Annotated in this window: 15 protein-coding genes; 3 read left to right on the plus strand and 12 right to left on the minus strand. The window is 42.4% G+C overall.

Translation table 11 applies throughout. The features are described 5' to 3' along the window. The first annotated feature begins 680 nt into the window (after positions 1-680). Positions 681-3,095, plus strand: a complete 2,415-nt coding sequence (locus VL121_RS05385; RefSeq protein WP_325402947.1) for a TonB-dependent receptor — start codon at positions 681-683, stop codon at positions 3,093-3,095. A gap of 55 nt (positions 3,096-3,150) precedes the next feature. Here VL121_RS05385 and VL121_RS05390 read toward each other — a convergent pair whose 3' ends face one another. The 6 genes from VL121_RS05390 to VL121_RS05415 all read right to left on the minus strand — a co-directional run bounded on the left by VL121_RS05390 (position 3,151) and on the right by VL121_RS05415 (position 9,812). Beyond that, positions 3,151-3,930, minus strand: coding sequence for an SGNH/GDSL hydrolase family protein (locus VL121_RS05390; RefSeq protein WP_325402949.1), 780 nt, complete (start codon positions 3,928-3,930; stop codon positions 3,151-3,153). 15 nt (positions 3,931-3,945) lie between these two features. Beyond that, positions 3,946-4,953, minus strand: a complete 1,008-nt coding sequence (locus tag VL121_RS05395; protein ID WP_325402951.1) for an SMP-30/gluconolactonase/LRE family protein — start codon at positions 4,951-4,953, stop codon at positions 3,946-3,948. 32 nt (positions 4,954-4,985) lie between these two features. Beyond that, positions 4,986-6,002 (minus strand): zinc-binding alcohol dehydrogenase family protein, encoded by a 1,017-nt coding sequence (locus VL121_RS05400; protein ID WP_325402953.1) that lies wholly within the window; start codon positions 6,000-6,002, stop codon positions 4,986-4,988. A 57-nt stretch (positions 6,003-6,059) separates the two neighbouring features. Beyond that, positions 6,060-6,521: an IS200/IS605 family transposase gene (gene tnpA, locus VL121_RS05405; protein WP_325402955.1), complete on the minus strand. Its 462-nt coding sequence runs from the start codon at positions 6,519-6,521 to the stop codon at positions 6,060-6,062. Positions 6,522-7,011: 490 nt separating this feature from the next. After that, positions 7,012-7,386, minus strand: a complete 375-nt coding sequence (locus VL121_RS05410) for a GxxExxY protein (protein ID WP_325402957.1) — start codon at positions 7,384-7,386, stop codon at positions 7,012-7,014. Positions 7,387-7,640: 254 nt separating this feature from the next. Beyond that, complete coding sequence (locus tag VL121_RS05415) at positions 7,641-9,812, minus strand: alpha/beta hydrolase (RefSeq protein WP_325402959.1); 2,172 nt, start codon at positions 9,810-9,812, stop codon at positions 7,641-7,643. 221 nt (positions 9,813-10,033) lie between these two features. Between VL121_RS05415 and VL121_RS05420 the strand changes: the two genes are divergently transcribed. Beyond that, complete coding sequence (locus VL121_RS05420) at positions 10,034-11,386, plus strand: Nramp family divalent metal transporter (protein ID WP_325402961.1); 1,353 nt, start codon at positions 10,034-10,036, stop codon at positions 11,384-11,386. 39 nt (positions 11,387-11,425) lie between these two features. Here VL121_RS05420 and VL121_RS05425 read toward each other — a convergent pair whose 3' ends face one another. The 4 genes from VL121_RS05425 to VL121_RS05440 all read right to left on the minus strand — a co-directional run bounded on the left by VL121_RS05425 (position 11,426) and on the right by VL121_RS05440 (position 17,709). Further along, positions 11,426-11,962, minus strand: coding sequence for a hypothetical protein (locus tag VL121_RS05425; RefSeq protein ID WP_325402963.1), 537 nt, complete (start codon positions 11,960-11,962; stop codon positions 11,426-11,428). Positions 11,963-12,012: 50 nt separating this feature from the next. Next, positions 12,013-12,696, minus strand: a complete 684-nt coding sequence (locus tag VL121_RS05430) for a hypothetical protein (protein WP_325402965.1) — start codon at positions 12,694-12,696, stop codon at positions 12,013-12,015. Beyond that, a complete protein-coding gene (locus VL121_RS05435) occupies positions 12,693-12,821 on the minus strand; it encodes a hypothetical protein (RefSeq protein ID WP_325402967.1) in 129 nt (42 codons plus the stop codon). Before VL121_RS05435 ends, VL121_RS05430 begins: the two co-directional genes overlap by 4 nt. A 661-nt stretch (positions 12,822-13,482) precedes the next feature. After that, positions 13,483-17,709 (minus strand): T9SS type A sorting domain-containing protein, encoded by a 4,227-nt coding sequence (locus VL121_RS05440; RefSeq protein ID WP_325402969.1) that lies wholly within the window; start codon positions 17,707-17,709, stop codon positions 13,483-13,485. A 328-nt stretch (positions 17,710-18,037) separates the two neighbouring features. Here VL121_RS05440 and VL121_RS05445 point away from each other — a divergent pair, with 328 nt between their 5' ends. Then, entirely contained in the window at positions 18,038-18,673 is a 636-nt protein-coding gene (locus VL121_RS05445) for a response regulator transcription factor (RefSeq protein WP_325402971.1), read from the plus strand. A 211-nt stretch (positions 18,674-18,884) separates the two neighbouring features. Here VL121_RS05445 and VL121_RS05450 read toward each other — a convergent pair whose 3' ends face one another. Further along, entirely contained in the window at positions 18,885-20,636 is a 1,752-nt protein-coding gene (locus tag VL121_RS05450; RefSeq protein WP_325402973.1) for a sensor histidine kinase, read from the minus strand. Continuing rightward, positions 20,633-21,910: a two-component regulator propeller domain-containing protein gene (locus tag VL121_RS05455; RefSeq protein WP_325402975.1), complete on the minus strand. Its 1,278-nt coding sequence runs from the start codon at positions 21,908-21,910 to the stop codon at positions 20,633-20,635. Before VL121_RS05455 ends, VL121_RS05450 begins: the two co-directional genes overlap by 4 nt. Positions 21,911-22,090: the final 180 nt, after the last annotated feature.

The following is a 22,090-nucleotide window of genomic DNA, read 5'->3' on the forward strand; positions in this document are numbered from 1 at the left end:
TTCACTTCTCTCTTTTCTCCTCGCTTACACAAACACGCTGAAGCGTGCAATAGCGCTGCCTGTAAGCAGCGAAAAGCTAATTCAGCATTCGTTCAGGATTCGTGAGTAGGGTTACATTCTTAAAGAAAATAAATGCAACGCTTAACGCTTTTCTGTCTGGCTGCAACGGGTTCAGGTTGCTGCATGTCGGTGTTTGCGCAGAATAGTTTAGCAATCAATCCGGCAGTTTCAGATTCCTTAAGAGGAAAACAATTTTGTCAATCCCCTTTCCAAAACAAAAACTGCACCCGGAACCATTTATTATTCCCGCGGCTTTGTTTTTGTGCGGCAACCGTATATGCTTTAAACCTGCTGGGTATAAAAGGAAAATATAATCTTGTAGACGGAGCATGATTTACCTCATGTCGAATATTATTTTAAATGTTAGGGTTTCTTCCGTCAAGAAAATTTCGCATGAAATGGGGCCTAACGGATCTGATTATCTTTCTTTCCCTTCGGGACATACCGCGGAAGCATTTGCTTTGGCTGCGTTTCTTTACCGCTATATTTGCACAATCCCCTCATAATGTGGAACCTGTTGATAAACTTACCTTAAAAATAACAGAGAAACCTCCTTGTTGCGGGTAATTACTGTAAACTTGTTTTCATACAAATACAAAAAAAATTGCTATTCAATTAATATGAGTAAAATATATTGCTACCTGTTATTTCATTTTTTATATGCAGCTACGCTCAACGCCCAAACCGGGAAAATAACTTTGTCGGGAATCATTACCGATAAAACCAATAAAGCACCGCTCCCTTTTGTAAATGTGTTACTGAAAAATGAAAAGGACAGCAGTCTTGCCAGCGGAACGATTACCAATGAGCAAGGCAGGTTTTCGATGGATGGAATTTCAGGCGGTAATTATTTACTGGAGCTTTCCCATTCGGGTTACCAGCGCTTTTTCCTTAAAGTATTTGGAGGAACATTAAGTTCTTTTTTAGACCTGGGTAATATTGAACTTTCGCCGGATGCTGCCATGCTTGGAGAAGTAGTGATCACTTCTAAACAGCCGGATGATGTAAGCAACAAAATGGACAAGAAAACTTTTTCACTTACAGATAATATAAGCCAGAGCGGAGGTTCGGTATTGCAGGCTTTAAGAAACCTTCCGGGAATCACTACCACTCAGGATGGTAAGGTACAACTTAGAGGAAGCGATAGGGTGGTGGTGCTTATTGACGGTAAGCAAACCGCACTTACCGGCTTTGGTAACCAGTCGGGACTGGATAATATCCCTGCTTCTGCCATTGAAAAAATAGAAATCATCAATAACCCATCGGCAAAATATGATGCCAATGGAAATGCAGGTATTATTAATATCATTTACAAAAAAAGCAGGAAAGAAGGATTTAACGGAAAAGCAGGTGTTACAACAGGACTGGGTGCATTGTGGGAAAAGAAATCCAATCTTCCCGGCATTCGTCCGCAATACGGACCAACGCCAAAATTAAACCCATCTCTTGCGCTCAATTACAGTAAAAATAAAGTCAACGTTTTTTTTCAGGGAGATGGCTTGTATATGAAAACACTGAACAGGAATGAATTTGCGGAACGTATTTATGATAACGGGGAAAATATCCGGCAACAGGTACAGAGAAACCGGATTACTACAGATGCCACGGTAAAAACTGGTATAGACTGGCATATGGATGAACGGAACACTTTTACTGTTTCGGGACTGTACAGCAGGGAAAGGGTGCTTGATGACGGAGATATTCCTTATTTCAATGCGGAACTAAGCGATCGTAAGCGGCTATGGCAATTTCATGAAGATGAGGTCAACTCGGCTATTACCGCTATGGTCGACTGGCAACATAAGTTTAAACAGCCTGGACGTGTATTGAATGTGGGTTTTAACTATACCTTTCACAGGGAGGATGAAAAATATTTTCTTACAGATCATATGCCGGGCTACACCGGGAAAGACACATTTATGCTGATCGCCGACCAGCATGTGTCTGATTTGAATGTGGATTACATCCGCCCGTTAAAGCATGGCCGACTTGAAACCGGCGTTAAGTTCAGGAAAAGATATATACCCACTAATATGCAATTTTTTCCCGGTGTGCATTCTCCTCTCGACTTGAATGCAGCAGGCTGGGCTAACTATGCAGAAACTATTCCTGCACTTTACGGCAACTATGTATATGAGAACAGGAATTTTGAACTGGAAGCCGGATTGCGCATAGAATATGTGCATGTACAATATACCGTTAACCCGGATCATAATACGTATACAAGCGATGGATACCACTACACGCAGCCATTTCCCAATCTGCGGTTAGGCTATAAGATAGATGAGCACAATAAGATTTCTTTTTTCTATAACCGGCGCGCAGACCGGCCGGACGAAGGAGACATCCGCATCTTTCCCAAATACGATGAACCCGAAGTTTTAAAAGTAGGTAATCCTGCTTTGCGACCCCAATTTACCAACAGCTTTGAACTGGGTTACAAAACTACCGGGGAAAAAGGTTACCTGTATGGGGCGCTGTACCGGCGTATGACAAAAAGTACAATAACCAGGATTGGTACAATAGTACCGGGCAGCACTATTATTTACAATATTTATCAGAATGCGGGGCGCAGCTATAATTCGGGAATTGAATTGGTGCTGCAGCAGGATATTACCGGGTGGTTCTCCATTAATGCTAATGGAAATATTTATCAGAACATCATCAATGCATTTACAGTAGAAAATAAATATCCGGCACCTTCCGCCTATGCTGCCGGAAAGGAAAAAATGATTTCCGGAAATCTAAAACTTAACGTACTTTTTCATTTACCAAGGCAAACGGAAATACAACTTACGGGTATTTACCTGGCGAAAGATATTGTTCCGCAGGGAAAAGTCGGTTCCCGGTTTTCCATAGATGCCGGAGCAAAAAAGCAAATTCAGAAAGGCAAAGGAGAATTTTTTTTAAATGCAACCGATATCTTTAATACAATGCGTATTCAAAGGGAAATTGCCGGCAATGGATTTCATCTGACAAGTACGGACTATTATGAAACACAGGTTTTTCGCATAGGATACAATTATAAGTTTTAAGCTGTGGAAATATTATGCGCATGCCTGTTAATGGCAGAACATATATAAGACCCTGCTATTTCCTTATAAATTTCATTTTCCTTCTTACCTGCTTTATCCATTCCAGGGCCATCAGTTCATGCCCTGCAGGCATGGGGTGAACACCATCCCATATCCAGTAACTTGCCGGGGCTCTTTTTAATGCAGTATTAAATGCCTGCTGAAAAGCAATATGTATAGCGTTAAATTCGGTTGCCAGCAATTGTACAATATCCTGCCGCTTTTTTACTTCGGCATGGTATATATCCCATTTGTCTTTTACATTTTCTACGGGTAAAATAAATGGCTCGCACAGAACAAACTGTACCTGGGGTAATTCATTTTTAGTTTTTAGCAAAAGAGCGCGGTATTTTTCTTCAAACTGTTTCGGTGTAAACTGCTTGTCGCCATTAATCCATGCATAGGTGTCATTTATTCCAATCAGGATACTTACCAGGTTTGGTTTTAACGCCAGTGTATCGGTATCCCATCGTTGCTCCAGGTCGGTTATTTTATTTCCGCTGATACCCCTGTTATAAAAATGAAATTTCTTTTCAGGGAAATCATACCAAAGTTTGCTGGCGATGATATAGGCATATCCATGCCCCATTACATGATTCCAGTCATTATTGCGGGTTCTGTTGCCATCGGTAATAGAGTCGCCCTGGAACAAAAAAGTAAAATGGTCTCCTTCCCCTGTTCCCGTCAAACCAGATTTTGTATTTGCATACAAAACCGGCGTTTCTATCAATGATGCACCCGCTAATGCAAACCCCGTTTTTAAAAATGTACGCCGGCTGTTTTTGTGTAATGCCATAATTATTTTCTAATACTATTTAGTGCCTTTTACCTGCATCTGCAAAGTATAAACAGATGCTGACGCGGTGATGAACAGGGTCTTTCTGTCTTTTCCGCCAAAACATATATTACCTACCCAGCCCGAAGGAACAGGGATATTACCCACTTTTATTCCCGAAGGGCTATAAACAGTTACGCCTTTACCTGTTATATAGAGATTGCCTTTATTGTCGAGCGTCATGCCATCTGAACCCTGTGGTACAAAAAGCTGCCGGTTAGCTAAACTACCGTCTTCGTTTATTTTATACTTGTAGGTTTTATTAGCGCCTATATCCGCCACATACAGCCATTCACCATTGGCCGAGCCAATAATACCATTGGGCCGCACAAAGTCACTGTCCGCTATTATAGCTTCCTGTGCTCCTTTTGCTAAGTAATACAAATTCTGTGCTTCCATATCCGGCTTTTTTCTTTCCCAGTAATCTCTCTGGTAATACGGATCGGTAAAATAAATACCATCTTTTTTATCAATCCATAGATCATTGGGGCCATTGAACCGAAGTCCCCGGAAGCCGTTCAGCAATACCGTAACTTTTTTTTCAGGACTGATGGACCATAATTCATTTTTTTCATCGGCGCAGGCAATTAAATTTCCTTTTTCATCAAAATACAAGCCATTGGATCGCCCGGCATTATCCATGAATACAGATAGATTTCCTTTGGTATCATATTTCCATATTTTATTATTGGGCTGGTCGGTAAAAAATATATTCCCCTCTTTATCAACAGCAGGGCCTTCAGTAAAAATAAACTGATCAGATACCTTTTGCAGCGCTGCACCGCGTTTAATGAACTTCGCCAGGATAGTACCGGTGTCTGACGGGGCGGCTGATATTGCGGGAACAGTATGCTTTTGCTGATGCGGCAAGGCTTTCCCGGAAACGGAAGATAAGCCATGCGCATGCTTTCCGGCCTGCTGTTTTAGCGTTACTGCCACAACGCCGGAAATAAAAACACCTGCCACAAGTATAGCTTTAATCATAACCATATGTTTTGTTGTATACAACGCGCAATTTACTCCTTTTCCACCATTGCTTTTATTACACCTGCGGATGGATGGAGCCATTCCTCAAACACATCTTTTACTTCATCAAATTGCACCCGGTGCGTAATATATGTAAGCGGATGAATCAACCCGGCTTTTATCGTATGAATAACATGCTCAAAATCCTGGCGGGTAGCATTGCGGCTACTCATTAACGTTGCTTCCCGTTTATGAAATTCGGGATGACTGAAGCAGAATTCTTCCCGCTGCAATCCAATCAATACATACCGGCCACCATGCGCCAGGTATTGCAGCCCGTTATTGATCGCTTTACGGTTACCGGTTGCATCAATCACTACGGTTGGCATATCTCCGTTTGTAATTTCCGCCAGCCGTTTTATGGCGTCTTCTGCAGATGGGTTGATTGTATATGCAACGCTAATCCTGTTCCTGCAAAATTCAAGTCGCGTTTCATTAACATCCATTGCCATCACACGGGCGCCGGCTATCCGTGCAAACTCCATGGTACCCAATCCTATTGGCCCTGCGCCAACTACCAGCACAAATTCATCTTTCATAACATTCGCACGCCGTATACCATGCGCTCCTATAGCCAATGGTTCTACCAGTGCCAGTTCATCATAACTTAGCCCTTCGCTTTTTACAAGCGTGTCTTCCGGCACAGATAAATAGTCTGCCATCCCTCCATCCACATGTACACCGCATACCTGTATAGTTGCACAACAATTGGGTTTGCCATTGCGGCAGGCTATGCATTTCCCGCAACTGAAGTAAGGAATAAAGGTTAATGCTTCCCCGGGTATAAACCCGCTTAGCGCATCGGCATCTACCAGGTCGGCTGCTAATTCGTGTCCCAATATTCTTGGATAATTAAAATAGGGTTGTGTTCCCTGGTAAGCATGCAGATCGGTGCCGCAAATACCAATACGTTTTATTTTAATGATGGCATGTCCCGGCTGCAATACCGGCGCCGGCAGGTCTTTATATTCAAAAGCTCCGGGACGGCTGCATATTAACGCTTTCATTACAGCAAGGTATTTCTATTTTTTTAAACCTGCTGTTCGCTCAGCAGGAAAATTGTGCTAAGCGAGTTCTTTAAAAAGATATTGTTCGTCATAGTCTACTTCAAACAATTGTAGCATTTTTCTATATTCATCTAAAAATGTTTCTTTACGGTGATGAATTTCCTGGTTTTGGATGTAACGTATTACATTAGGTACATGACTTTTTGAATAGGAAAATGCACCATATCCTTCTTGCCAGTTAAAAGAGCCTTTGCAAAGCTTTTTTGCTTTTACCCACTTACTGCTTTCTGTTTTTACATTTTGGACCAACGCAGAAATGGATTGATGAGGCCGCATTCCAAGAAAAATGTGAATGTGATCAGGCATACTATTTATTTGCAGCATCTTATGATTATTCTGCTGGAAAATACCGGTTATATATTTATGTAAATCCTCTTTCCATTCTCTATGTATAAGCCCGGCGCGATATTTTACGGCAAAGACAAGCTGAATATGTAATTTGAAATAGGTGTTTGGCATAGATCTTTTTTAATAATTAATTATTTATAGGATCAGGAAGTTTGTTCGCAAAAAATAGTAGTAATAACTTTAATTTTTTTCTTAGTCCCATCGGGACTTTTGGTGGGTAGGGAATCCGGAGAAATACATAAAAACGTTCCTTCGGAACGTCTGGTGCTATTGCAATTAAATAATTGCAGGCAAAAAGTAACAGCACCTTCAATGACAAGATTTGCGAACAAAATGCCTAATTCCTATTATTTATTTAAATATAAGATAATTACACCAAACGTTCCTACGGAACGAGCTCCCTTTTTTACGTTTACTACCCATAAAATGTTCCTATGGAACATAAAGCGTTCCTGCAAAAAATTCAAAGTCTTCAATTTAAAAAAATGCATAATTAGGGCTTGCTCAACGACAGGTGAAACCTTGTGGATCTGTGGCGAAAGCAATAGAAATTGCCACGAAGGCACGAATAATCACGAATGGAGCTGTGTTCCTGCAGCAATTATAAAACAAGTCGTTTGTAACCCAGCCTTCCACGCCCGAAGTTTACCAGCAGGCCAAGCTTATTTCCGGATACTTTCAGGTAGTTGATAGTCTGGGAAATATGCTCATCTGTTAAAGCAGCAACACATTTCACTTCAAGAATGATTTTATCCATTACTACAAAGTCTGCATAAAACTTATGGGGCAGCAATATATTTCTGAACCAAACTTCGTATTCTTTTTCCCGCCCATGCAAAATTCCATCCTGCCGGAAGACCAGTTCCAGCGCGTCTTTGTACACGATCTCCGAAAAGCCATGCCCCAAAACGGAATGCACTTCCATGCATTTGCCAATGATCAGATACGACTCTTCCTTATAAATGATGTTTTCCATTTTTTATGTTTAGCTATGAAGACATGGATTTACACCAATTGAAGCCGAAGGCATAAATTTACACGAACACCTTCGTGACTATTAGTGTATTCGTGGCTATTTATATAGGACGGCCGTTTTTATGCTCCCGTTTTCATCGTACTCCAGCTTCTTTCCTTTTATATTACCTAAATGAGTTACGCCTTTTGCTTAAACTACGTTGTGGTAAAACAAATTGAACAAGCCCTGCTAACCAATTCCCCGCTAACCAATTCTTATTTTATCCATTCCAAATACAGATCAACATTTTTACCGGTTGCCTTACCGGGTATAATACGGAGTTGCTCACCCGCTTTTTTATGCTGGTAAGCTGTTTTGATGATCGCAAAATCTTTATCCATTGTCTCTGGGTCACACGTATTTCCTGCTCCATCCGTAGCGTCAACAATCAACAACTTCCCTGGCGCCAGGCTGGCGGAAAGATCGGGCAGATCATAAGCTGTAAGCGCGTTGGGTACTGTGCTATGAATGAAAGCCGGGTTATAGAAACGATTCATTACAACAGCACGGTAAGAAGTATATGGTTCAATAAGCGCTACATTTTTGATGGTGCTATCAAAAGCCGCAGCATGCAATAATACCGGCGCCATTTCTTTTCTGGCAACCCCGTAAATGGCTTGCACATTTTCATTTTTCTGCAATAGCCGGGCGAGGCTTACCACATCTCCCGCTCTCACACCAACAATGCTTCGGCCAATAAGCATGGAAGCAAACCATACATTATAGGAGACGCCTTGAATATAGGAATCTCCTTCAAAAAAACCCGGGCCCATTTCCCCCACTCCTATTAAATCGGGCGCCAGCACCGTAAAACCCTTTTTCACAAACCATTCCATCTCGCCACCTTCAGGGGCTTCTGCCTGCTTCCCTGAAGGATGTAAATACAACATGGCTTTGTGGTTGGGCTTGTCCGGTTTCATTAACAGGTAAGGAATAATATAATTCCCTTCGCCCTGCAGAAAATATTTTTCTACTACATAACCATCTCTTTGAAAACGTCCCGTAAAAACGGGTTCATGCATTTGCAATGGCGGCTCATAGCCCGAAAGTTTGCGTGCAGATTGTACCGCATTTAGCAGATGACCGTTCAACGCATTACGGAAAGTTTGCAATTGCTGTTCCAGTTGTTCCGCGTGTGTACGATTCAAACTAAAAACCATTTCACTTTTTAAGGAGGTGGCTATTTGCCCGGTTTCGGTTACCTGTAATTCCTGTGCAGTTAAACTATCCGTTACTTCATCAGCTGCATTGCCGGGATTGTTCAAATGCTTTTGAAAAAAAGCATACATGGCTTCACGGTTTTTTCGGGTAGACGCATGTGGCGCATCATCTTCCACCATGCCAAAATTGTCTTCCTTGTTGTATGCTTTATAAATACGCGATACTTCTTTTGCCGTTTCTCTTGCACCTTCAATACTAAACATATCACGTGTGGTGGTTATCATTAATGCAGGCTTAGGCGCCCTCACCAACAAAAAGTCAGCATGATCTATCCCGCGCAAAACAGCATCACCCAAATTCTGTTCCGCATCCTGGGGACCAATGCTTTGAAATATACGGGTGAGGCTGGTGATATAACATTCCGGAGCTGCTGCTTTTATCCGGTCATCTAATGCAGCAATATATGCTGATTGCGTACCACCGCCGGAACGGCCGGTTATGCCTATGCGTTGCGGATCCACTTCTTTCCTGGTAAGTAAATAATCCACCGCTCTTATGCCATCCCAAATCATATATTTTGCCTGTGAACTACCGGTAATAATAGCCTGTGCACCGGCATAGGAATGCTCATCAACCGGTCCGCCAACCGTTGATTTGCCGGTTGCGGCATCAAAATACTCCAAACGTTCGCCCTGGCCTACCGGATCAAATGCAAATACGATGAAGCCTTTTTTTACAAGATTGAGAATTACATGCTGGTACACACTACTACGGTAACCTTCATTGGCATGCCCGCTGCAATAGACAATTGACGGCAGCTTATTTTTCTTTTGTGCGGCAGGAATATATAATGAAGATGTAACAAAAAAGCCGGGCTGCGATTCATAAATGACATGCTCTATCCTATAGCCTACTTTATTTATTGTTCTTACTGTTTTTGCATTCAAAGCAGTTTTTGGTGGAAAAGGTCCTATCAAATCCTGTAAAGATTTACGTATATATTGCTGCCTGTTCTGCCAACCCTGCAATGAATGGATATCTTTCATTGCAGCAGTACGTTTATTCAAAAGCGCATAGGCCTGTCGGGAAAGACGATGATACAATGCATTGGGCGCATCACTGAACTCAATCCAGTTGTTCCGTATTACATCATATTCTTTTTGGGCATTTGCCTTATCAGCCGTTAGCAATACAACGCATAAAAAAATAAAAATGATTTTGTTCAAGGTTCGGCGTTTTTTGTTTTATCAATCAAACCCGGTTTATCCTAAATATAAGGCGAGTTGAGTGAAGCCGGTAAAAAAAGTGTGAAAACAAAAATATTCGTAGAGGTGGTTAGACGAAAATGTACTTTCTTTAGGCAACTTATATTTTTTAAAGGACTGATTAACCAGTTATACCAGTATATAGAAACCCGGAAATAAATTAACAGCACATAACCCCAACAATGATTGCGGATAATTATACCATAACACAGCATACTATTAAAGAGCCACCGGTAACTTTTGGATCGAAGCTCAAATTCCTCGGTCCGGGTTTTATTCTTTCAGCGTCTATTGTTGGATCGGGTGAGCTGATTGCTACCACCGTGCTTGGCGCCAGGGCAGGCTTCATTGCGTTCTGGATCATTATAGTGAGCTGCCTGGTAAAAGTAGCCATACAATTAGAATTTGGCAAACGGGCCATCCTATCCGGTGAAACGCCCATGCAATCTTTTTCAAAACTTCCCGGGCCGGCATTCGGGAAAACCAACTGGGCTGTAGCTGCAGTTTTTTTGCTAACCTTACTTAAAATAATACAGGTAGGCGGTATGCTCGGGGGATCAGCTATTGTTTTAAGCATGCTTTTCCCCGCATTACCGGTGTTTGCATGGGCTATCGCTATTGCTTCGCTGATTGCTGTACTGATCTATAAAAATTATTACAGGCTGGTTGAAAAATCTTCACTGATCATGGTGGTGGCTTTCACTGCATTAACCATTGTGTCGCTGGTGGCAGTTTCGTTTACCCCTTACCGTTTTACCATGGCTGATGTTGCAGCCGGATTGCAATTTGAACTGCCTTCCCACTTAGTTATTCTTGCCATCGGCGCATTTGGCATTACCGGTGTGGCCAGCGATGAAATCATTGCTTATAACTACTGGTGCATTGAAAAAGGATATGCAGCTTATACCGGCCCGGCTGAAAACAGCGCGGCATGGGAAAAAAGGGCAAGGGGCTGGACCAGCGTGATGTATCTCGATGCACTGGTGGCCATGATCATATATACAGGAGTTACAGCCGCGTTTTACCTGTTGGGCGCTTCCATACTGTACAACCGCGGAGAGATACCGGAAGGAAATGCATTGATAGAAACACTTGCCCAAATTTATACACAATCATTGGGCAGTGGTATACGAACGGCTTATCTTATTGGCGCATTTTTCGTATTATTTTCAAGCGTATTTGCTACCCTTGCCTACTGGTCGAGACTGTTCTCCGATATTTTCGGACAGTTGGGATGGATTGATTTTTCCAACCCTGTCAAAAGAAAAAACACAATTGCCGTTTTATCGTGGATATTTCCCGCGGTTTGGGTAGTGGCCTATCTTTTTATTCAGTTGCCGGTTTTAATGATCATATCAGGCGGCGTAGTAGGCTCGGTGCTTTTGCTGATTGTTGTTTTTGCCGCACTATGCTTCCGTTACAATAAAAACTATTTTTCATTAAAATCATCTCCCTTCTACAATATATTATTCTGGCTTAGTGTACTGTCTATTGGAATGGTAGCAGTATACGGGCTGGTGAAATTGATAAACTAAACCTGTTAGATTTGGAGTGCTGCGGTGCGGTCCGAAAACCTAACAGGTAGGGCAGCATACAAAAGGCACTTCGGTAAGCGGCGATGTGCGTAAGATGGGGTAATTGCCCAGCTCACCACCCAATGCCTGCCCGTTTCTGCTTCTGCGATCCGGCAGCGTGGCAGCCAAATCCTTTGTGGCCCTTTGCGAAGATGCAGCTGCCAGCCTTTCATCCGGTAACAGAAAAAGATGATCGAATATGCCGGTAATATTTCCAAACACTTCTACTATCAGCACACTCAAAGGGGCATCTTCAGGTAGCCCTAATTGTTTTAACAGCACAGCTATCTCTTTATTCGCCCACATGGCAGTGGCTGTTTTAGACTGATCTTTATATATCGCTTTAACAGCGCCTGCCAGCAGGCTTGCTTCTGTAAATTTAGCGGCCTTGGGCATAGGCGTAGCCTTACCCGCATCTTTCAGGTTTTCAAAAGCATGCAGGATGTTTGCAGCCATTGTCTTATCCACCGTCCATATAGCGGAGGTATGCACCACAGAAGATAAGAAAGAGGGTTCTCTCGCTTCACTTCTCACCATTCACATTTCATATAGCATTCTTGCTGACGCCCCGCTGACCGCTCATAGCCCTATGCCACCTGCCTGTCTTCGCCCCATGTTTTACTAAAGCTAATATCAATGATCAGAAAAATACTGATGTCGAGTGCAAATGTTACCTGCGCCGAACAATTGGTTTGCGCACTGGGGCCGGTGGTGCGCTCAATAATTCCTTTCGCTTCAATGGTAATGGTTACGTATACCAGTCCGCCAATAAGTGAAGCCTGTCCGCGGAACAGCATCATTGCCGCAACAATTACCTTGTCCTTATCTGCATACATCTCAACACCTACCATGTACGTAACACTAACGCTGCCCACTACCGGCAGGTTAACTACCAACTGCACGCCAAATCCAAATTTCAGGTACAGGCTTCGTCCTACCTGTGTATCCGCAGCTATTTTTACATCTACCGAACCCACCACATAAATAGAGCCCACTCCTGCGGAAAAGCACATTACACTCAGTCCGCCATGAAACTTCAAAAACGCCCCTGCGGTTGGCAGCAGTTGAGAAGGATCACTGGTTACTTTCCGCGCCGCATTAAAATATACCCCCACACCTAATGAAGCTTCTGATTTTAGTGGCGTTTGTGTACTGTTGTATAATTCATCCGTTGGCGGAAACCGTACCAGTGAAATTTCCTTGCTGGCTTCAAATTTATATTCCCATATTTCACCGCTATTGCTCATGGCAACCTTTAATCCTTTCTTCAATGACTGACCAGTGAAGCTGCAATTCTTTCCCTGGCCTGTTGCAATTGCTTTTGCTGATTCTGATCCGCAGTGGTAAGATGTCCTGTAATGCCTTCCAGCATGGCGGTTAATTGCGCTTGTATCATCTTCAAAAATTTATTCAATAAAAGAATCCGCCCAGACAAATGCATTCGCTGTACTCCCAAAAGCGGTAGTATTTGTCCTTACTGAAATAGTAACGGTAGTTGAATTTTAAAGATAGAACGGAGGCGGCGGAACATAGGATCCTGCTCAGGGAGGGAGAGTAATGGTAAAAAATAGAAACGGGTTTTCAAAACAATGTTGATAAATTATTACCTGGTTAACATACGAATAAGATATACCGATGCAGGTTCAAAAAAAATTCATGCGGGTGCATTCTTAAAAAAGGAACTTTTATTTGCAGCAATTCTTTATCTACCTGTCCTTATCATTGGGATGCTGAAAAAAATAAAATGAAAAGCAGCCGGAATCTGCAGTTCTGTCATTTCCCTAACGCTGCTTCTCTGGTGGACTTGAGGATATGGGAGTTTTATAATAATGTATTCATTAAAGTTAGTTTTTACATCATTACACAGGCATAGAAAAATGAAATGTATTGCCATAGAATTTTTTTATGCATTGCCGGTATTTACACTTATGATTGCTCAGCCAGCAGTAAATGAATATTGCACAGAGATAAAAAAAACACCTGCCTGGCTAATCAGCCCGGCAGGCGTTTAACTTGCTATTATGCTGTTTAACTAACCCGTAAAAACTGCTGTTCTTTTATTCTTTGATCAGCTTGCTGTTTTGTACCGTACCATCCTTTGCTATTACCTGCAATATGTAAATGCCTTTGGTAATGTTGCTGCTAACCGGCATGGAAAATATGCCGGGGTGGGTTTGCGATGGTGTATACCCCGCCACAACACTTCCGGTAACAGATACCAGTTGAACGCTTTTTACCGCTTTGCTGCTGTTGATATAGACGATATTGCCGACAGGGTTGGGGTATACCTGCATTGAAGCTTTGCCATCACAATTAATCGTAATTGCTGCTATCTTACTGTATTCAATACTTCCGTCTATATCTGTTAATCTCAAACGGTAGAACCATTTGCCGTTGCCGGGTTCGGTATCCTTATACGCCCAGTTATACTGGCCCGCTATATAAGCCAACCTGGACAATATCTCATATTGAACGCCATTGCTGCTGCGTTCCACAACGAAGTGAGAGAAATTTTCGACTGATTCCACTTTCCAGTTAAGCAGCGCATTACACGACTGAGCGGATGCATGAAACTTGCTGAGTGTAATGGGTAGTACAGCCGCGGGAGAAATGATTATTGCATCAGATACGGCGCATCCATCGGGGAAGCTTACATCTACACTGTAGGTTCCGGGTTCAGCAACGATAAGCTGATCCGAAGTACCTGCCGCAACCCCATCTTTCTTCCATACATATTCCGACATCGGTGAACCAAAAAATCCATCCGTATGCAATGTGTATGGAAATTCACTTTCTTCCAGTGCTATATCCGGACCCAGTCCCACAATAGGTGCAGCGCTATTATAAGGAGCAATGTTCCAGTTTATATTATTGCCCTGGTCAAAGCTATGTTCCCCGGCTGCAAAAGGGCTCGCGGCGCCCGCCGCGGTAATCCTGCGGATCCGTACATAATCCAAATCTACTGTACCCGAAGTTTTAGTGATAGTAGCATTCGCCGTTGTGCCTGAACTTACTATTTCGGTAAGGTTACAAGGTGTGCCGCTACCATACCAATTACCGGTAATGGTAGTATTGGTACCGGCGGTAAGTGTATATATTTTACCGGGAGAAAAAATAAGCTCATCAATTGTATTGCCTGTTCCGGTAATTGCGCCACCACCTTTAAATTCCAAACGGCCAATTGTATTACCCGCACCAATACGGGCACCGGAAGCGGCGGAATTTTGCGTGAATACAATTTCATTAAATGTGGTATTAGTGATACCGATATTGCTACCGCTAGCGGTGGTTATATTCACTCTATCGTAAGTACCGCCATTGGCATTAAAAACACCCATCGTTAAAACAGAATTGGCAGCGTTCAGTGTTTTATTTGTGCCCGTATATCGCCACGTGCCGGAAATAGTAGCATTGCTGATATTCAGGGTAGTTGGATAGGGAGAAGACTCATCTGAAAGCCCTTCCATCACAATCGTGCGGTTAGCTGCATTTAGCGTTCCTCTTTTTATGAGGATGTTCGTTTGAGGGTTTATTAAGTCATCATCTAAGGCCAGAGAAATGCTGCCATCTGGTTTATCAATCGTAAAATCAAAATTGCCGGAACCGCTGCCGTTAGTTGTTAGGGTACTGTTTGCTGAACCCATAAATTGCACCGCAGTGTTCATTGAAACTGCTGGGTTCATAACTAAGTCTCCCCATATTTCCATATTAAAGGAAGCGCTTTCATTAAAAACCGGGCTGTTTAAAGCTCCCGTCCAATCCATATTATGGCAATACGCATTACCCGTTGTAGTTACCGTGCTGCTACCCGCAGTAAAGCTATTGGCATCAAAAAACACATCATCACTAACAGTGGGTACGCAAGCCCCGCCCGGGCCGTTGCTGGTAAGGCTCCAGTGACTGTTATCATTCCAATCGCCACTGCCTCCTACCCAATAGCGGTCACCTGCTGCGGCGGATGTAATTGTAAAGCCTGTATTTCCTCCTGCATCGGCTCCCGTTACTGCTGGCGCCAGGCTTCCGGTTGCTGCCATGTTCTGCAGATATACATTGGCCAGATCAGTAGTGGCCGAAGGGCCAAAGTTTAAACCACCTGTCGTTTCATTTAATCCTCTTAATTCACCAAGTCCGCTACAAGCCGGGGTATTAAAACGGAATAGCCCGTTGATAGTATTATTACCATTTACATAATAATTACGGGAAGCTGCAAATAACAGGTTATTAATTACATTGTTGCCATTGCTAAGCCCCCCGGCGCCTTTGAATTCAAGTGTACCCATTGTATTATTGAAACCAGCCCTGGCAAATGAAAGTGGACTGGTGTTTGTAAAAATAAGTTCGCCTATTGTAGCATTGTTTATAGAAAAAACATTCTCCGCAGAAGTAAGGTACACCTTGGGGTATGTAAGTCCATCAACTGTAAATTCTCTATTTGAGGTAATAAACGAACCAGCCGCATTGCCAATCCAGGTGCGCCCCACACCATTTAAAACCCAATTCATTTCGGTAGTAATTGTAGCATTGGTAATATCTATTGTCCTGCCGCCGCTGCTGCTCCTAAATCCGGCAATTTGTATAGTACGCCCCGGTAACAGGAATTTACCACCATTCAAAATGATATAAGTATTTAAATTAACAAGGTTATCCACTAAGCTGAGTCCACCATCAGTTCCTGTTTTTTGTATTGTAAAATTCAGGTTACCCAAAGCGCTGTTATTGGAAGTAAGCGTAGCAGCGCTTTCGCCTCTTAATAACAATTCAGCATTCATAGTAACGGTATTGTCCAGCACAACCGAGCCCCATACTTCAAGTGCATAACTGGCACTTTCATTAAATACAGGTGCGTTGGGTACGCCAGTCCAGGTCATATTACGGCACCAGGTATTTGACAGGGTAGTAACGGTATTATTACCAGCGGTAAAACCACTATTGGCATCAAAAATTACATCATCAGCGCTAAATGGTACGCAATACCCGCCTGCTCCACCACTGGTGGCGCTCCAATGGGTTTTATCGTTCCAGTCTCCTGCGCCATTTACCCAGTACATTGTTGTGCCTGCAGGTGGTGTGGCAAAGCTCCATCCGGCATTTCCTTGGCCATCCGCTCCTATTACGTTAATTGGTATAATAGCGCCAGTTGCAGCCAAACTTTTAATGAATACATTTTTTACATCAACTACGGCGGCTGTGCCAAATTGCAGGGTAGCTGTGACTTCCCCACCAATCAATTCTCCCAACCCGCTACAATCTGCTGTATTCAATTGGAGCAGTTCATTAATCGTATTGGTTCCAAAAAATAAAGCCTGTTTTCCGGATGCTACTATTAATTTATTAATTGTATTGCCCGTGTTGCGGATACAACCATTCCCTTTGAATTCCAGCCGGTCAATGGTATTGCTTCCGCCAATACGCACTGAACCGGGAAGTGAAGCGGTATTGGTAAAAGCAAGTTCGGTAAATGTTGTATTGTTTATTACCATGGTGTTGGCTCCTGTAGATATATCTACCTTTGGAAAACTGAGTCCATCGGAATGAAATTGAGCCGTATTGATATAAGAGTTGGTACTGGTAAGCGTTTTGTTTGTTCCCCTAAAATCCCAGGCGCCACTCATGGTCAGGTTGGCATTACTGATATCTACGCCCCTTATATTGTTATTATTACCGGCAAAATTGCCGAAATTGTGATTCCCTCCGGAAAGGTTTAATTGTCCGGCAGCTAATGTTATCGTGGTAACAGCAAGTACTCCCGGAACATCATCCAGCAGCGTAAGTGATCCACCGGGCTTATTTATTACAAAAGGATTATACCATCCGGCTGCATTTACCCTTGCAGCGCCATTTATTTTAAAGGTTGCATTACCCGGCCCGGTAAATTCCATATACATAATTCCATAAGCTACAGTTGAGGAAAGTTCCATGCTCCCTGAAATATAAAGCCAATAACTTCCTCCGTAGCGAAAACTGGCGGTTGTAGTTACGCCAACCCAGGACATATTTCGGCAATAAGCATGCCCCGAAGTTGGTAATTGAACAATGTTGCCGGCTGCCAGTCCGCTATTGGCATCAAAATAAACATCATCTATGGAACTGGGTACAATGGAATGTTTGGTAGTTCCTCCCGATGTGGTTGCCCAGTGATTAATATCACTCCAGTTACCTGCGCCGCCTACCCAATAATAATCGGTGGCAAAGCTTTTAAAAGAAAATAAACACAACGTTAAAAACAACAGGGTTACCAGCCCGGCCCTCGCCGGATGGTTTTTTATGAGAAAAAGTTTATTCATTGGTTTGAATTATTGGTTGGGTTAAATAGTTGGATTTTAGTGCGCTTTTTGAGCCTGTCTCTTTAATACAGGAATCACCCGAAGTTAGTTTTCTGATAACTGTGCAGGCATAGTAAAAATTAAAAATCAGTATAAATGTTTTCCCTCCGGCAATACATATTTACACTTATGCGCTTCCCCGGATATTTACGCATATACATAATCGTTAGTCAACAGAAAAGTTTACTGTGTTTTACGCTCATATCCGGTAACTGCTTTAAAATGGGTATATTACGCCAGTAAATTTCATGTGCAGTAAGCAGCCATTGCCAAATTGTTTGAAACCACTATGCCATCCATCCTTATAGCCGAAGACCATAGCGTTGTGCGTATGGGCATTATTTTTCTGGTAAAAGAACTTTACGCAGACGCTGAGATTATTGAGGCTGAAACATTCGATGAAGTGATACAAGTGCTGAACAACAGGCATTTTGACCTGCTGCTGCTGGATATTCATATACCCGGTGGTGATAACCTGCAGATGGTGGAAGCCGTAAAGCTGAGGCAACCCGCTACTGCTGTACTTATTGTTTCCAGTTATGATGAACAGTTGTATGCACTGCGGTATATAAGAGCCGGTGCACATGGCTACCTGCAAAAAAATACCAGCCCTGAAGAAATTAAAAAAGCAATCAAAAAGGTGCTGAACAATGAAAAATACATAGGTCAGCTTATCCGGGAACAATTGGTAATGCAAAAACTGGATCCCGCCAGTAAACAAAGTGAAACGGATACCCTGTCAAACAGGGAAACAGAGATCATGCAGTTTTTGGTAAGAGGAAGCAGCACTTCCGAAATAAAGGAAGCCCTGAATATACAGGATTCTACCGTAAGCACATATAAGGCAAAAATTTTTGAAAAGATGCAGGTAAGCAATGTGGTTGAACTGGCGGAGAAGCTAAGGCTGCTGAATTATCATGTATAAGGTATAGGTATGAGGTATAGGTATAAGGTATAGGGTATGAGTTCTCAACCGTGAGCCTGGATTAACTAATCAATCGTACCTGGTTACATAGACATCTTGTCACCCCAACGAAGGAAGGGAACCAATCAGCCAATAGCACATTCGGGGCAGGTTTTCAAATTATGCTTTATCAACTTTCGAGTGCGGGCTGATGACCGCGTTGTATCAAATTTCAAATCATAAAAAAAACCGAAAAGCAGGTACCCTTTTCCGGTATACTGTTTACCCGCAGCCCGGCTCCTGTTAAAACAGCCAATTCTTTTACCATCATCAAACCAATACCGTGCGGTGCTGCTATCTCTTTTTCCCCAGTTGAAATACCTGCTGCTGTATTGATCCATTCCTGCAGTGATGCATGCATGCCCGGACCTGTATCTTCCACGGCAATGCACACCCTGCCATCTGCCAAACCAGCATTGATATCTATTCTGCCCTTACGGGTTACCTTTACCGCATTGTCAATAATGTTGTGGAGCATTACCGACAAAAGCTGCCTGTCGCCCGGCAAAATCAATTCCGCCGGAATATTATTAATAATAATTGTTCCTTTTTCCGCGGCAATCTCTTTAAAGATCATCAGCTTTTCTTCCACCAGTGCAAATAAACCGATTGTTTCAGTGCAACCCGGTCCTTCGGCCATTTGTACCTTCAGGTATTTCAACAGGTTTTCTACCATATAAAAAAGCCGGTGCGCCGAATCACTTAATATTTTAGCCGGTTCAATAGTGGAGGGATTACCGTCACTTAAAAGACCATTGTATAATTTTTGAGCTAATAATTTCTGATATTGTAAAGGTGTCTGAATATCATGACTAACTGAACGGATGATCTTATCCTGGATTTCTGTTTGCCGTTGCAGCTCTTTTGTTTTTGTGGTTACGATTTTTTCAAGTACCCTGTTCCGGTTTTTAATATATTTAAAACGAAACCGGATGAATAGCCACATACAAATAATCAGCAGCAAAATGCAAGCAGTATAAAACCATGTGGTTTCATACCAGGCCGGCGCAATCACCCATTCAATATTTTTTTGCGTATAGTTGTCTTTCCCAAAACCATTTAATTTTCGGACTATCAGTGTATAGCTGCCTGCCGGTAGTACAGAAAAGGAAATAGCACCATCTTCCGGCAGTGGTAACCAAACAGGAGATAAGTTTTTGCCCGCCAGGGTATACGAAATATGAAGATTCTTTTTATTACCTGTGTAGGGGCTGCTGATATAAAATTTTATTTGTCCGAATTGCCCGGGCAAATGAACAAGTTCCGATTTATCCAGCGCCCGGTTATCCATTTCAATCTTGTCCAAAAACAAAGCATTGCCCGGTAAGCCAGGCCGTATACTATCCGGGTTAAAAAATACCAGTCCATTTAATGACGGCAACGAAACATACCCGCTGCCAAGTTTTACCGCGCAGGGTTGGCAGCCTCCATTAAATTCATTGGTATTGAATCCTGCGCTTTTATCATAATAATGATAATACAGGGGTTGTTCCTGGTTTTTTGCATAGGCAAGCAAATCATTCTTTGCAACCTGGAAAAGCCCTTTATTGGTAGTAAGCCAGAGAAATCCCCTGTTATCTTCTACAATACAATGCGTAGCGGAGAGATAATTATCCCTGTCAGGAGGAAAAGAAGTGAGGCTATCCCTGTGATAAAGAAAAAATCCATCTTCATATGTACTGATCCAAACTTCATCGGTCCGGGGTGCATACATGCTGCGTACATACATATTTTCTAATCCTTTTATTGTATCTATACGTTTTGAAGATAAGTGCATACGGTATAACCCGGTGCCGGTAGCCAAATACAAAATATCATCTGCTGTTTGCTGAAGATAGGTTACATCCTTATTTAAAGAAATAAAAAGATACGGCTCGGCTGCTTTATTTTTTTTGTCTAATACAGCAAGTCCTGTTTCTTTCACGCCAATCCAAACTCTGTTGCAATCCCTTCATAAATCATTGTAATCGGGTTTGGCAATGACCAATTGTTCAGCACTGACAAATTTTCTTTGCTTAGCTCATAGAGTTTCCGGCTCGATTTAATCCAGGTATTACCTTCGCTACCGGTAAACATGCTATAGAAATCGGATGGTATAAGTTTAGTGACAGCAGGGATGTTGCGTGGCTTTTCCAGCAAACTAAACAGATTTCCCCGGGCTGTTATAATGGTTGAATCATTGCAGGCTGCCTGTCCGTAATAAACGTTTTCACCGGTTGATGAAGTAAGTGTCCGGAATTGTTGAGCAGATAGTATAAATAATCCCCTGGTTGAACTTCCAAGATAGAGTTGCCTGTCGCTTTCATTATAATAAGCGGTAAAAATATTTTTACCCGCTACTTCAAAACCTGTAAAAATGCGCTTGGTGAATAACTTCTTATTGGTGCCGGGTTTTGCAAGATAAAAGGAGCGGTTAAAATACAATAATACATACTCCCGTACGCTGGTGTTCCAGAATACGGTAATATCTCTCCGTCCATTTTTATAATGCTGATCGTTTATTATATCTCCTTCCAGTGAAATGTTACTCATTTGTACATTGGAGAAAAGAACCGCAGTGCCATTTTTGCGCAGGTAAAAAAGCTGACCGTCCAGTAAAAAGAAATCCCACCGGTTCTCCGGGCTGAAGGGAACTGTATAAGCAGGTTTGGCTCCCTGGTAAAACGAAATGCTATCCATGTTGATCCTGTAACTATTTCCGTCACCTGCATCAAAGATCATTTTACCTGGAATTACACCCGTATTTTGAACAGGATCAGGCAGGCTTACTGATCCTAAAACACCGGTTTCCGCAGGCCTGCCGGGAATATACCAATGTAATTGACCTTTTGAAAAATTCGCCTCCACCGTATCCCTGTATGGCTGCCCGTTTCTGATTTGTATATATTCATTTCTATCATTGACACAAAACAAACCATCCCCTCCTTTCCGATAAAAATTCCGGAACCGGCTGGAGGATATATTCATTTCGCTTTGTCCGAATCTTACAAAACGTGTTCCATCAAACCGCACCAGCCCGTCTTCAGTGGTGAGCCATACAAACCCTTCTTTATCCTGTGCAACAGACTTAACGCTGTTTTGCGGTAACCCATTCTCGTCTGTATATTGCCGGAGGTGAAAGGAAAGTGTATCCTGTGCAGCAAAGACCCGGCAAAAAAGAGTACATGTTATAACAAGTAATATCCATCCTTTGAACATTGAAGTATATTGATGCGCTATTGTATTTTACATACCGGCAATAATACAACATATACATCTTTATACAGCACGTAAAAACGCGCGATAAAAAATGCATTTCCTCCTGTGTAGAGGAAAGCCCTATTGTTTAGTGGGTAAAAACGCTTAGCCGGAAGATAAAGCCGGTGAAGATGATAAAGA

This window comes from Agriterribacter sp. (assembly GCF_035497235.1).
GTDB lineage: Bacteria > Bacteroidota > Bacteroidia > Chitinophagales > Chitinophagaceae > Agriterribacter.

Excerpts from the sequence above, each read along its gene's own strand:
- VL121_RS05385 (WP_325402947.1), top strand. The coding sequence starts at position 681 with ATGAGTAAAATATATTGCTACCTGTTATTTCATTTTTTATATGCAGCT.
- VL121_RS05390 (WP_325402949.1), bottom strand. The coding sequence starts at position 3,930 with ATGGCATTACACAAAAACAGCCGGCGTACATTTTTAAAAACGGGGTTT.
- VL121_RS05395 (WP_325402951.1), bottom strand. The coding sequence starts at position 4,953 with ATGATTAAAGCTATACTTGTGGCAGGTGTTTTTATTTCCGGCGTTGTG.
- VL121_RS05400 (WP_325402953.1), bottom strand. The coding sequence starts at position 6,002 with ATGAAAGCGTTAATATGCAGCCGTCCCGGAGCTTTTGAATATAAAGAC.
- tnpA (WP_325402955.1), bottom strand. The coding sequence starts at position 6,521 with ATGCCAAACACCTATTTCAAATTACATATTCAGCTTGTCTTTGCCGTA.
- VL121_RS05410 (WP_325402957.1), bottom strand. The coding sequence starts at position 7,386 with ATGGAAAACATCATTTATAAGGAAGAGTCGTATCTGATCATTGGCAAA.
- VL121_RS05420 (WP_325402961.1), top strand. The coding sequence starts at position 10,034 with ATGATTGCGGATAATTATACCATAACACAGCATACTATTAAAGAGCCA.
- VL121_RS05425 (WP_325402963.1), bottom strand. The coding sequence starts at position 11,962 with ATGGTGAGAAGTGAAGCGAGAGAACCCTCTTTCTTATCTTCTGTGGTG.
- VL121_RS05435 (WP_325402967.1), bottom strand. The coding sequence starts at position 12,821 with ATGATACAAGCGCAATTAACCGCCATGCTGGAAGGCATTACAGGACAT.
- VL121_RS05440 (WP_325402969.1), bottom strand. The coding sequence starts at position 17,709 with ATGAATAAACTTTTTCTCATAAAAAACCATCCGGCGAGGGCCGGGCTG.
- VL121_RS05445 (WP_325402971.1), top strand. The coding sequence starts at position 18,038 with ATGCCATCCATCCTTATAGCCGAAGACCATAGCGTTGTGCGTATGGGC.
- VL121_RS05455 (WP_325402975.1), bottom strand. The coding sequence starts at position 21,910 with ATGTTCAAAGGATGGATATTACTTGTTATAACATGTACTCTTTTTTGC.